Raw genomic sequence first — 12007 nt, 5'->3', positions numbered from 1 at the left:
GGCTTCGACCATGCGAGCCTGAACCGGGCATTCCGCGAGCTTGCCGCCGGTGCCGATTTCGTGGCGCTTGCCGTCAATCGCACCTTCAAGGATGCCGACGGCCAGCTCAGCCTCGACGCCGGCGCCTTCGTCGCAGCGCTGGAATTCGCCAGCGGACGAAGCCCCGTGGTGCTCGGCAAGCCGTCGCCGGATTTCTTTCTCTCGGCGCTTGCGGACCTGGACTGCCCGGCGGCCGATGCGGTCATGGTCGGCGACGACGCCGAGGGCGATGTCGCCGGCGCGCTGCGCGCCGGGCTGGGCGCGGCGCTTCTGGTGCGCACCGGCAAATATCGTCCCGGCGACGAAACACGCTTCGATCCGGCTCCCGCAGCGCTGGTCGACGATCTCGCGGCAGCAGCCGAGTGGATATTCAGCCGCGCCGCAATCTGACCGGCGCTTCGCCGAAAGCTCTTGAAAATGCCCTGGAAAACGCGGCTGCGGACGAAAAGCCGGTACGCCCGGCGATGTCGGCCATGGCAATGCGCGTGTCGACCACCAGGCGACGGGCGGCGCTGAGGCGCAGCCTCAGATAATAGGCGCCGGGCGTCTCGCCGATCGATTTGCGAAAGATGCTTTCCAGCGTTCTTGCCGTGACGCCGGCGCGCTTGGCCACGGCGTCAATGGTGAGCGGCTGGTCGACATGCGCTTCCATCAGCCGGATCGCCTGGGCAAGCCTGGGATCGTAGCCGTCGAGCCGGCCGAGCGAGACCAGCGGCTGCGCGTCGGTCGCGGCGCGCGCCTGATCGTAGATGAAGACGCTCGCCACATCGAGCGCGGCGGCCATGCCGAGCCTGGTGCGGACCAGATGCAGCATCAGGTCGAAGGTCGGCGAGGCGCCGCCGGAGGTGAACACCGGCCCGTCGATGACATAGCGGTCCGGCCGCACGTCGACGCCCGGGAATGCGGCGGAGAAATCCTCCATGTCCTCCCAATGGGTGGTGGCGCTGCGGCCTTCGAGCAGCCCGGCGCGCGCCACCAGCCAGGTGCCGGCCTCGACGCCGCCGCAGGCGCGCGCGGCGCGTGCCGCGCGGCGCAGGCCGGCAAGCAGCGCCGAGGTGGCGTAGTTCTGCGTGCCGAAACCGGCGACGACGACCAGCATGTCGGTCGGCTCGGCGGCATCGAAGCGGCCGCTGACGGCCACGGGGAGGCCGCAAGTGGTGACCGGCGCCTCGCCGGTGACCGAGACCAGCTTGAAATCGAATAGCGTCTCGCCCGAGATGCGGTTTGCGGCGCGCAACGGATCGACGGCCGAGGCCACGCACATGATCGACGAGCCCGAGAACACAAGGAACGTCACCTTGAGCGTCTCGCGCTCGGGCCGAAAGATGGGCGGCTTTTCGCTTTTGATCATGAGAGCTTCGTAAAACGCAAAACAGTTTCCGGCAAGTCGGTCATTCTGTATCCATCCCGTGCACAGCCCAACAGGCTTCCGCTTTGGCGGCACGCATGGCCGATCGACCCTGGGAGGATAGACGATGCCGCTTGCGATGAACCGTGAGGTCTTCATTACCTGTGCCGTGACCGGCTCCGGCGGCACGCAGGACCGCAGCCCGCATGTGCCGCGCTCGCCCAAGCAGATCGCCGATTCGGCGATCGACGCCGCCAAGGCGGGCGCCGCGATCGTCCACTGCCATGTGCGCGATCCCGAGACCGGCAAGCCTAGGCGCGACGTGCATCTCTATCGCGAAGTGACCGAGCGCATCCGCGAAGCCAATGTCGACGTGGTGCTGAACCTCACCGCGGGCATGGGCGGCGACATGGTGTTCGGCTCGCCCGAGGCGCCGCTGCCGCTCAACGAAAAAGGCACGGACATGGGCGGCGCCACCAACCGCATGGAGCATGTGCGCCAGTGCCTGCCGGAGATCTGCACGCTGGATTGCGGCACGATGAACTTCGCCGAAGCCGACTATGTGATGACCAACACGCCCGGCATGCTGCGCGCCATGGGCGGCATGATGACGGCGCTGGGCGTCAAGCCCGAGATCGAGGCCTTCGACACCGGACATCTGTGGTTCGCCAAGCAACTGGTCGAGGAGAAAGTGCTCAACGCGGACGCTCTGGTGCAGCTCTGCATGGGCGTGCCGTGGGGCGCGCCGGACGACCTCAACACCTTCATGGCGATGGTCAACAATGTGCCCTCGACCTGGAACTGGTCGGCCTTCTCGATCGGCCGCAACCAGATGGCCTATGCCGCGGCGGCGGTGCTTGCCGGCGGCAATGTCCGCGTCGGACTGGAAGACAATCTGTGGCTCGACAAGGGCGTGCTGGCGACCAATGCGCAGCTCGTCGAGCGCGCCGCGAGCATCGTCACCAATCTCGGCGCGCGGATCCTCGGGCCGGAGGAAGTGCGCAAGAAGCTCAATCTCACCAAGCGGGCGCCCCTAGCTGCTGCAGCTTAAGGCAGGAATTTGCGATGACTGACACCGTCAAATTCACCGCGATGAAGGACGGCGACAAGGAAGACTACGAATTCCTGACTGCCCATGAGATCGACTATGCCGCCAAGACCGGCGACCGGCTGCTCGATGCGCTGGTGCAGCTCGACGAGGGTCTGTCGGGCTACAAGATCACCCGGCTCGGCAATTCGCTGCAGGCGGCGACGCGCGCCTGGCAGGATGGCGCCGACACGGACTGGATCGTCTCAGCGCTGCTGCATGACATCGGCGACATCTATGCGCCCTACAACCACGACGAATATGCGGCTGCGATCCTAAAACCCTTCGTGCGCGAGCAATGCACCTGGGTGGTGGAAAAGCACGGCGATTTCCAGCGCCTCTATTACGCGCATCATCTGGGCGGCAATCGCCACGCCCGCGACCACTTCGCCGGACACCTCTATTTCGACGATTGCGACCAGTTCTGCGAGCGCTGGGACCAGTCGAGCTTCGACCCCGACTATGAGACGCTGCCGATCGAGTTCTTCCGGCCCTTCGTGCTCGAAGTGTTCGCCCGCAAGGCCTACGACCCGACAGTGATCCGCGCCGGCGAGCGTGTGGCCCTTACTAATCCCGATACAGCCAAGACAAGAACCGGAGCCTGCCCATGAGCATCATCAACAAGGCGGCCGCCATCGGCGGCGGCGTCATCGGCGCCGGCTGGGTGGCGCGACTGCTCTTGAACGGCATCGACGTGTCGATCTTCGATCCGGATCCGGAAGCGTCACGCAAGGTGGGCGAAGTGATGAAGGGCGCGCGCCGCGCCTACAAGCAGATGCTGCCGGGCGGCCTCCCCAGGGAAGGCAAACTCACCTTCGCCAAGACCATCGGCGAAGCGGTGGCCGACGCCGATTTCATCCAGGAAAGCGTGCCGGAGCGGCTCGACCTCAAGCACAAGGTGCTGGCCGAGATCGACCAGCATGCGCCGGCCAATGCCATCGTCGGCTCGTCGACCTCCGGCATCAAGCCGACCGACATGCAGGTGGCGATGAAGAAGCACCCGGAGCGGCTGGTCGTCGGCCATCCATTCAACCCGGTCTATCTTCTGCCGCTGGTCGAGATCGTCGGCGGCGAGCAGACCTTCCCCGAGGCGATCGAGGTCGCCAAGGAGCTCTACGCCTCGATCGGCATGAAACCGGTGGTGGTGCGCAAGGAGATCGAGGCGTTTGTCGGCGACCGCCTGCTCGAAGCCGCATGGCGCGAGGCACTGTGGCTGGTCAAGGACGGCATCTGCACCGTCGAGGAACTCGACGACATCATGCGCTATTCCTTCGGCCTGCGCTGGGCGCAGATGGGCATGTTCCAGGTCTATCGCGTTGCCGGCGGCGAGGCGGGCATGCGTCACTTCATGGCGCAGTTCGGGCCTTGCCTGAAATGGCCCTGGACCAAGCTGATGGACGTGCCGGAATTCAACGACGAGCTGGTCGACCTGATCGCCACCCAGTCGGACGAGCAGGCGCACGGGCTTTCGATCCGCGAGCTGGAGAAAATCCGCGACGACAATCTGGTCGCGATCATGGAAGCGCTGTCGAGGCAGAACAAGGGCAAGGGCTGGGGCGCCGGCGCGCTGCACAAGGACTATACCAGGCAGCTCGCCAAACTCGCGGCGAAGAAGAGTTCCGCCAAGGCCGAAGCGGCCAAGCCGGCGAAGAAGGCCGCGAAGCCGGCAAAGGCTGCGAAACCGGCCAAGGCGGTAAAGGTCGAAAAGCCGAAGAAGAAGAGCGGCAAGAAGAAGGGCTGAGGCGATGTATTTCGGTCTTTCGGAAGAGCAGAAACTTATCGTCGAGACGACCCGCGCCTTCGTCGAGAACGAGCTCTACCCGCATGAGCGCGAGGTGGAGCGCACCGGCGTGCTGCGCCGCGAGCTGATCGACGAATTGAAGGCGAAGGCGATCGAAGCGGGGCTCTACGCTGCCAACATGCCGGCCGATGTCGGCGGCGCCGGGCTCGATACGGTGAGCTGGCTGCTCTACGAGAAGGAGCTCGGCCGCGCCAATTACGCGCTGCATTGGACCTGCGTGGCGCGTCCCTCCAACATCCTGCTCGCCGGCACGCCGGAGCAGCGCGAGAAATACCTCTTCCCCTGCATCCGCGGCGAGAAGTGGGACTGCCTGGCGATGACCGAACCCGGCGCAGGTTCCGACCTGCGCGGCATGAAGGCGACCGCCGTGCAGGACGGCTCGGGCTGGGTGCTCAACGGCACCAAGCACTTCATCAGCCACGCCGATCTCGCCGATTTCGCGATTTGTTTCATGGCCTCCGGCGAGGAAGAGACCCCGCGCGGCAAGCGCAAGAAGATCACCGCCTTCTTCGTCGACAAGGGCACCAAGGGTTTCACGGTGCGCGACGGCTACCGCAATGTCTCGCATCGCGGCTACACCAACTCGATCCTTGAATTCGACGATTGCCGGCTGCCGGCAAGCCAGGTGCTCGGCGAGGTGCACAAGGGTTTCGACGTCGCGAATTCGTGGCTCGGCGCCACGCGCCTGCAGGTCGGCGCCACCTGTCTCGGCCGTGCCGAGCGCGCTCTGTCGCACGCCATCGAATATGCCGCGCAGCGCCAGCAGTTCGGCCAGCAGATCGGCAAGTTCCAGGGCGTTTCCTTCAAGCTCGCCGACATGGCGACGGAGCTGAAGGCCGCCGATCTGATGGTGTTCGAAGCCGGCTGGAAATACGATCAGGGCACCGTCACCGACCAGGACATGGCGATGGCCAAGCTGAAGGCCACCGAGATGCTCGCCTTCGTCGCCGACGAAGCCATCCAGATCCATGGCGGCATGGGGCTGATGGACGACCTGCCGCTGGAGCGCATCTGGCGCGATGCGCGCGTCGAGCGCATCTGGGAGGGCACGTCGGAGATTCAGCGACACATTATTTCGCGGGCGCTGCTGCGTCCGTTCGGAGCTTAGAGCATGATGGTCCAAAGCCGGGTCCGGCTTTGGACGGGAACATGCTCAAACGAAAAGATGACCATGCATAAACTCGAACGTCTCCTGCGCCCCAAATCGATCGCCGTGTTCGGCGGGGCGCAGGCCGCCGCCGTCGTGGCTCAATCGATCAAGATGGGCTTTGCCGGCGAAATCTGGCCGGTGCATCCGACCAAGGATGAGGTCGCCGGCCGCAAGGCGTACCGCTCCGTCGCCGACCTGCCTGGCGCGCCGGACGCCGCCTTTGTCGGCGTTAACCGGCATCTCACCATCGAGGTGATCAAGGCACTGGCCGAGCGCGGCGCCGGCGGCGCCGTCTGCTTTGCCGCCGGCTTCCTCGAGACCGAGGCCTATGACGAGGACGGCGAGCGGCTGCAGGCCGAGCTCGTCGCCGCCGCCGGCCAGATGCCGATCATCGGGCCGAACTGCTACGGCCTGATCAACTATGCCGACGGCGCGCTGCTGTGGCCCGACCAGCATGGCGGCATACGGCTGGCCGAGGGCGGCAAGGGCGTCGCCATCATCACGCAGTCGTCCAACATCGCCATCAACATGACGATGCAGAAGCGCGGCCTGCCGATCGCCTTCCTGATGACGGCGGGCAACCAGGCGCAGACCGGGCTCTCCGAAATGGCGCTCGGCCTCATCGAGGACGAGCGCGTCACTTCGCTCGGCCTGCATATCGAGGCCTTCGATTCGGTGGCGGGCTTCGAAAGGCTGGCGGCCCGGGCGCGCGAACTGAAGAAGCCGATCATTGCCATGAAGGTCGGCCGCTCCGAACAGGCAAGGCAGGCGACGGTATCGCACACCGCCTCACTCGCCGGCTCCGACGCCGCTTCCGGCGCTTTCCTCAGGCGGCTCGGCATCGCGCGCGTCGATTCCATCCCCGCCTTCATCGAGGCGCTGAAGCTTTTGCACATCACCGGGCCGCTGCCGGGCTACAAGCTGTCCTCGATGAGCTGCTCCGGCGGTGAGGCTTCGGTGATGGCGGACAGCGCCGAGGGGCGCTGGGTGCATTTCCCGGCCCTGACGGCCGAGCATCGCGCGCATGTCAAATCGACGCTCGGCCCGCTGGTGGCGGTTGCCAATCCGCTCGACTACCACACTTTCATCTGGAACAACGAGCCGGCGATGACCGCGACCTTCACCGCGATGGTGTCGGGCGGTTTCGACTTGAACATGCTGGTGCTCGACTTCCCGCGCCCGGACCGCTGCTCGGACGTCGACTGGTGGGCGACGCTGCGCGCCTTCGAAGCGGCGCTGAAGACCAACAGGGCGCAAGGCGCGATCGTCTCCTCGCTGCCGGAAAACCTGCCGGAGGAATACACTGCAGGCCTGATGGCGCGGGGCATGGTGCCGTTGTTCGGCATTTCCGAAGCCATGGATGCCGCCCAGGCCGCCGCTTTCATCGGCTGGGCCTGGCGCGAGCCGCAGGCGCAGCCAGTCGACACGACGGCCGCCGGTGCGTCCGAGGCCAAGCGCGTGACGCCGGACGAGGCCGAAGCCAAGGAAAGGCTGATCAAGGCCGGCCTGTCGGTGCCGAAGGGCGAGCGCGCCTCCAATGCGGTCGAGGCGGTGATCTCCTCCATGACGCTCGGCTTCCCGGTCGCTCTCAAGGCGCTCGGCGTGACGCACAAGTCGGAAGTCGGCGCCGTCAGGCTGAACCTCAAGGATGCCGAATCCGTCAGCGCCGCCGCGCACGACCTTCTGCCGCTCGGCACCGGGCTCTATGCCGAGCGCATGGTGCGCGACGGCGTCGCCGAGCTGATCGTCGGCTTCACCCGCGACCCGATGTTCGGCGTGGTGATGACGCTGGGCACCGGCGGCGTGCTGGTGGAACTTCTGCGCGACAGCGTGACGCTGATGCTGCCGGCGACGCGCGACGACATCGAGGCGGCATTGCGTGGGCTGAAGCTCTATCCTCTCCTCGAGGGCTATCGCGGCCGGCCGAAGGCCGACGTCAACGCCGCCATCGACGCCATCTCCGGCATTGCCGACTTCGTGCAGAAGAACGAAGGCGAGATCGAGGAACTCGACATCAACCCGCTCATCGTCTGCGCCGAAGGCAAGGGCGCATGGATCGCGGACGCCCTCTTGGTGCTTGGAGAAAAGAAGAATGGCTGACGTCATCACCACCCGCCGCGAAGGCGCGATCCTCGAGGTCACGCTCGACCGGCCGAAGGCCAACGCCATCGACCTCAAGACATCGCGGCTGATGGGCGAGACCTTCAAGGCGTTCCGCGACGATCCGGAGCTGCGCGTCGCCATCGTCAAGACGGCCGGCGACAAGTTCTTCAGCGCCGGCTGGGACCTGAAGGCGGCGGCAGCCGGCGATGCGGTCGACGGCGACTATGGCGTCGGCGGCTTCGCCGGGCTGCAGGAACTGCGCGACCTCAACAAGCCGGTGATCGCCTGCGTCAACGGCATGGCGGTGGGCGGCGGTTTCGAGCTGGCGCTGTCCTGTGACCTCATCTACGCCTCGGACCATTCCTCCTTCGCGCTGCCCGAGATCCGCGCCGGCACGCTTGCCGACGCCGCGACCATCAAGCTGCCGAAGCGCATTCCCTACCACATCGCCATGGACCTCCTGTTCACCGGCCGCTGGATGGATGTCGCCGAAGCGCATCGCTGGGGCCTGGTCAACGAGGTGCTGCCCAAGGACAAGCTGGAAGAGCGCGTCTGGGAGATCGCAAGGCTTTTGGCCAGCGGTCCGCCGCTGGTCTTCGCCTCGATCAAGGAGACGGCGCGCGTGGCCGAGGCGCTGACCTTCCAGGACGCCATGAACAAGGTGACAAGGAGGCAACTGCCGACGGTCGATATCCTCTACGGGTCGGAAGACAATATTGAAGGCTTCCGGGCGTTCGCCGAGAAGCGCGATCCGGTGTGGAAGGGACGATAACGTCGGAGATAACGGCGTCATCCATCATGACCGACTACAGAACCCTCATCGACGCGGAAACGTGGGCCTTTATCGAGAAGACCAACTCCTATTATCCGCCGGACACGATCGACTACACGATCGAAGAGCAGCGGGCGATCTACGACCGGATGTGCCGGGAGTTCTTTGCCGGCTACCCCCAAGGCGTGACGGCGGAGACGACTGTCGTTGCCGCGCCGACCAACAGCATCTCGATCCGCGTCTACCGCAACGCCGTTCCGAACAAGGCCGCGATGGTGCTCTATATCCATGGCGGCGGCTTCATCCTTGGCGGGCTGGACAGCCATGACGATGTCTGCGCCGAGCTTTGCGCCCGCACCGGCTTCGATGTGGTCTCGCTCGATTACCGGCTGGCGCCGGAGCATCTGCACCCGGCGGCCTTCGACGACGCCATGGACGCCTTCGAATGGGCCGCCAAGACCTATGACTGCCCGGTCCTGCTCTGCGGCGACAGCGCCGGCGGCAATCTCTGCGCGGCGGTTGCGCATGCGACGCGCGGCCATGCCAAGAAGCCGGCCGGCCAGGTGCTGATCTATCCCGGCCTCGGCGGCGACCACTCGAAGGGCTCTTACGTTACGCATGCCGAGGCGCCGATGCTGACCTTGCGCGACCTCGACTTCTACAAGCATGTCCGCACTGGCGGCGTCGACTTGACCGGCGACATCACGCTCTGCCCGCTCGCCGACGCCGATTTCGCAAACCTGCCGCCGACCGTGCTGATCACCGCGCAATGCGACCCGCTGTCATCCGACGGCGAAGCCTATCGCGACCGCATCGTCGCGGCTGGCGGGCACGCCTTCTGGTTCGAGGAGCCGGGGCTGGTGCATGGATACCTCAGGGCCCGGCACATGGTGGGCCGGGCGCGGACCAGCTTCACCCGCATCGTCGAGGCGGTTTCGGCGCTCGGGCGCGGCGACTGGATCTGGTGACATCCCAGGGCGCTTTCCGCTCCGCTATCCTGACATGAACCTTTCCCCGCCGGCGGGCGACTGACGGCCAGGCGCCGCGATGGTGCGGCCCGGAAAGGAAAGCCGCCATGACAAAAAACCCAGAGACTTCGCGGTCTCCGGGAACAGCGGGAGTCCGGCGCGATCACCGCCTTCGGGATGGGGTCGACGCGCTAGGCTTCCGGCTGATTCCGTTGACCCTGCCCGGCAGCCGGCGTATCGTCGCAAAGAGGAAAACAGACAATTCGATCGGGGAAGAACGTGCCGCAACGCCGCGCCTTGCCCTGGTTGGCGCGGCAAGAACGGACGTTTCTCCCAGCGGCTTCGGGGGGAGTTCAATGTCTGGCGTTCGCGGCTCGTTCCTGCGTTCCCGTGGCGGCCGTTTGCGCCGCGCAATCGCGACAGGCAGCGGAATTCTCGCTTTGGCGCTGTCCGCCGGCTTGTGGCTCGGCGGCGCGGCGAAGGCGCAGGAGATCATCTATCCCGGATCGATGGCGGTCACCGGCTTTCCGGGCACCATCATTCCCGATTTCGACCCTCCCGATTCCGAAAAGGGGGGTCTGCCGCCCGGCGTCGACCCGGTCGACGAGACCTTCATCGACACGTCGCGCGCATCCTTGCGCATTTTCAACGTCTCGCATCTCGGGGGACCGGCTTCCGGCCAGCTTGTCTTCACGCCGCCGCCCTTCGAGGTGACGGCCGGCCAGATCGGCGAGGTGTTCGGCCTCGCCTATGACGATGGCGTGCGCGACGGCGTGCCGTCGGGCGTTCCCAACCTCTATGCGGCCGCGACCTCGCTGCACGGCGTCGAGATCGTCACCTCGGACGCGGACAGTGATGGAAGGCCGGAACGGCAGCGCCGCGGCGCCGCGGGCGCGGTCTTCATGGATGGCCAGTTCGGTACCGAGAATGGAGGCGGCCCGGGCACGATCTGGAAGATCGACGGCATCACGGGTGCCGTCTCCAAATTCGCCGACATCGACACCAACAGCGGGCCAGGCATCGGCAACCTCGCCTTCGATCCGACCCATCGCGATTTCTTCGCTTCGGATCTCGACACGGGGCTCATTCAGCGCATCGATATCGAGGGCAATCCGATCGACAGCTTCGACCATGGCATCGCCGGGCGCCCGGCGCATGGGTTGGCCCCGGTCGCCGACGACGGCGTCCCAATGGACATCCAGGGCGCGGCCTTCGACGCCGAAGACCCCGCGACCTGGGGTTACACGCAGGATGCGCGCCGGGTCTGGGCCGTCTCCTATCATGGCGGCCGGCTCTACTATTCCGTCGGCGAGAAGGCCGAAATCTGGTCGGTCGGCATTGCGAGCGACGGAAGCTTCGCAGGCGATCCGCGCTGGGAGCTGACGGTCAAGGCGGACCAGGATTATGCGGTCACCGACATCGCCTTCGACAACAAGGGCTTCATGTATCTCGCCCAGCGCGGCCCGATCGAAAATCGCTATGATTACAGCCGCTTCGCCTCCTCCGGCAAAGGCGAGCTGATCCGCTACTGGCGCGAGGACCCGGACGATCCGGCGACGGAATCGGCCTGGGTCGAGGTTCCATCGGAATATGCGATCGGCTTCCCGCAGGGCAATCGCCAGTCGGCCGGCGGCGTCGACCTGCAATATCGCTATGATGCCGAAGGCAATCTCGACACGTCCGTCTGCACCGACACCGTCGTCAACACCGGCGACAAATTGCGCGACAATCCGGAGCTTGCCGAGCGGCTCGCCGCCGGCGGGCCGCTTGCCGTGCATGGCGTGCAGCTGACCCCGAGCGGGCTGGTCAAGCCGGCCAACGTGCCGCCCTTCGGCTCCTGGTTCGTCGATTTCGACGGCTATTTCGAGGACCCGGACGTGCAAGGCCATGTCGGCGACGTCAGGGTCTGGCGTCCTTGCGAGGGCCGCGCCGGCTATTACGAGGAAATCCCCGGCGGCTATCTGCCTCCGTTCTATCCGCCCGACTTCCCGCCGCCCGGCAACCTGCCGCCCTGCGTCGATGTTGAGGACGTGCATTACTACTGCACGCCGCGCGGGCTGCGGGCCGAACTCACTCTCCATGACCACGCCGGCTTCGGCGGCGATTCCATCAAGGCGCAGTCCAGGACGCCCGGCGTCGGGGTGACCACCCCCATGTCGCATGTCCCGGGCAAGCCCTACACGGTCGACATCACCGGCCATGATCCGGGCGATACCGTCAATGTCGGGCTCTGCTTCTACCGCAAGTCCGACCAGGACAAGGGCGGCTACTACCCTTGCTGCAAGATGACACTGCCGCTCAGAACGCCAGCCGTCGACTGCGAAGTGCCGAGGAGGGAAAGATGAGCGATCTCGCCCACTCCCGCTTCGCCTCGCGCGAAACCGTCTTGGAAACGATCATGAAGCCCCTGTCATATGCCAGGCGCGGCGCGCGCTGGCTGATGGCGGCCGGTATCGCGGTCGCCATGATGCCGGCTCTGCCGGCTGTCGCCCAGGACCAGGCTCCGGCCACGACCAGCCAGGCCGCCAATCCGGCGTCACGCGGCATCAACGCGGAACTTGCGCGGATCGTGCCGTTCTTCACCAAGAAAGGCGGCCAGAGAAGCTGCGATACGGTCGAATATGTCCTGAGCTTCGGCATCCATGGCGACCCGCAGGATTTCGACCGGCCAAGCGTGGCGGCCTTGCTCAAGGCGACAAGGCTCGATTTCAGGGACCAGCTGCCGCACGGCCTGCAGAT

At 65.9% G+C, this 12007-nt stretch carries 10 protein-coding genes and 1 pseudogene; 10 read left to right on the top strand and 1 reads right to left on the bottom strand.

The window, feature by feature from the left end:
• Positions 1 to 429: HAD-IA family hydrolase (locus EOA27_RS06220; protein ID WP_145970272.1), on the top strand; the 429-nt coding region annotated here is incomplete at its 5' end.
• Here EOA27_RS06220 and EOA27_RS06215 read toward each other — a convergent pair.
• Complete coding sequence (locus tag EOA27_RS06215) at positions 410 to 1390, bottom strand: GlxA family transcriptional regulator (RefSeq protein ID WP_126079940.1); 981 nt, start codon at positions 1388 to 1390, stop codon at positions 410 to 412. The two genes, EOA27_RS06220 and EOA27_RS06215, sit on opposite strands and share 20 nt — an antisense overlap.
• A 124-nt stretch (positions 1391 to 1514) precedes the next feature.
• Between EOA27_RS06215 and EOA27_RS06210 the strand changes: the two genes are divergently transcribed.
• From EOA27_RS06210 to EOA27_RS06170, 9 genes and pseudogenes are all read left to right on the top strand, one after another.
• Positions 1515 to 2438, top strand: a complete 924-nt coding sequence (locus EOA27_RS06210) for a 3-keto-5-aminohexanoate cleavage protein (RefSeq protein ID WP_126079941.1) — start codon at positions 1515 to 1517, stop codon at positions 2436 to 2438.
• 14 nt (positions 2439 to 2452) lie between these two features.
• Positions 2453 to 3085 (top strand): HD domain-containing protein, encoded by a 633-nt coding sequence (locus tag EOA27_RS06205; protein WP_126079942.1) that lies wholly within the window; start codon positions 2453 to 2455, stop codon positions 3083 to 3085.
• Positions 3082 to 4215: a carnitine 3-dehydrogenase gene (locus EOA27_RS06200; RefSeq protein ID WP_126079943.1), complete on the top strand. Its 1134-nt coding sequence runs from the start codon at positions 3082 to 3084 to the stop codon at positions 4213 to 4215. The genes EOA27_RS06205 and EOA27_RS06200 overlap by 4 nt, the downstream gene beginning before the upstream one ends.
• A 4-nt stretch (positions 4216 to 4219) precedes the next feature.
• Positions 4220 to 5383: an acyl-CoA dehydrogenase gene (locus EOA27_RS06195; RefSeq protein ID WP_126079944.1), complete on the top strand. Its 1164-nt coding sequence runs from the start codon at positions 4220 to 4222 to the stop codon at positions 5381 to 5383.
• A 63-nt stretch (positions 5384 to 5446) separates the two neighbouring features.
• On the top strand, positions 5447 to 7525 hold the full coding sequence (locus tag EOA27_RS06190; RefSeq protein WP_126079945.1) for an acetate--CoA ligase family protein: 2079 nt from the start codon (positions 5447 to 5449) through the stop codon (positions 7523 to 7525).
• Positions 7518 to 8300, top strand: coding sequence for a carnitinyl-CoA dehydratase (locus EOA27_RS06185; protein ID WP_126079946.1), 783 nt, complete (start codon positions 7518 to 7520; stop codon positions 8298 to 8300). The genes EOA27_RS06190 and EOA27_RS06185 overlap by 8 nt, the downstream gene beginning before the upstream one ends.
• Positions 8301 to 8326: 26 nt before the next feature.
• Positions 8327 to 9268: an alpha/beta hydrolase gene (locus tag EOA27_RS06180; RefSeq protein WP_127255755.1), complete on the top strand. Its 942-nt coding sequence runs from the start codon at positions 8327 to 8329 to the stop codon at positions 9266 to 9268.
• A 356-nt stretch (positions 9269 to 9624) separates the two neighbouring features.
• A complete protein-coding gene (locus EOA27_RS06175) occupies positions 9625 to 11613 on the top strand; it encodes a hypothetical protein (protein WP_126079947.1) in 1989 nt (662 codons plus the stop codon).
• Positions 11610 to 12007: pseudogene (locus EOA27_RS06170) on the top strand (hypothetical protein); the annotation flags it as partial. The gene EOA27_RS06175 and the pseudogene EOA27_RS06170, both read left to right, overlap by 4 nt.

Source organism: Mesorhizobium sp. M2A.F.Ca.ET.037.01.1.1 (assembly GCF_003998075.1).
In the GTDB taxonomy this organism is placed as follows: domain Bacteria; phylum Pseudomonadota; class Alphaproteobacteria; order Rhizobiales; family Rhizobiaceae; genus Mesorhizobium.
The sequence above is the reverse complement of the archived record's forward strand: the minus strand, read 5'-3'. Positions and strand labels throughout refer to the sequence as shown.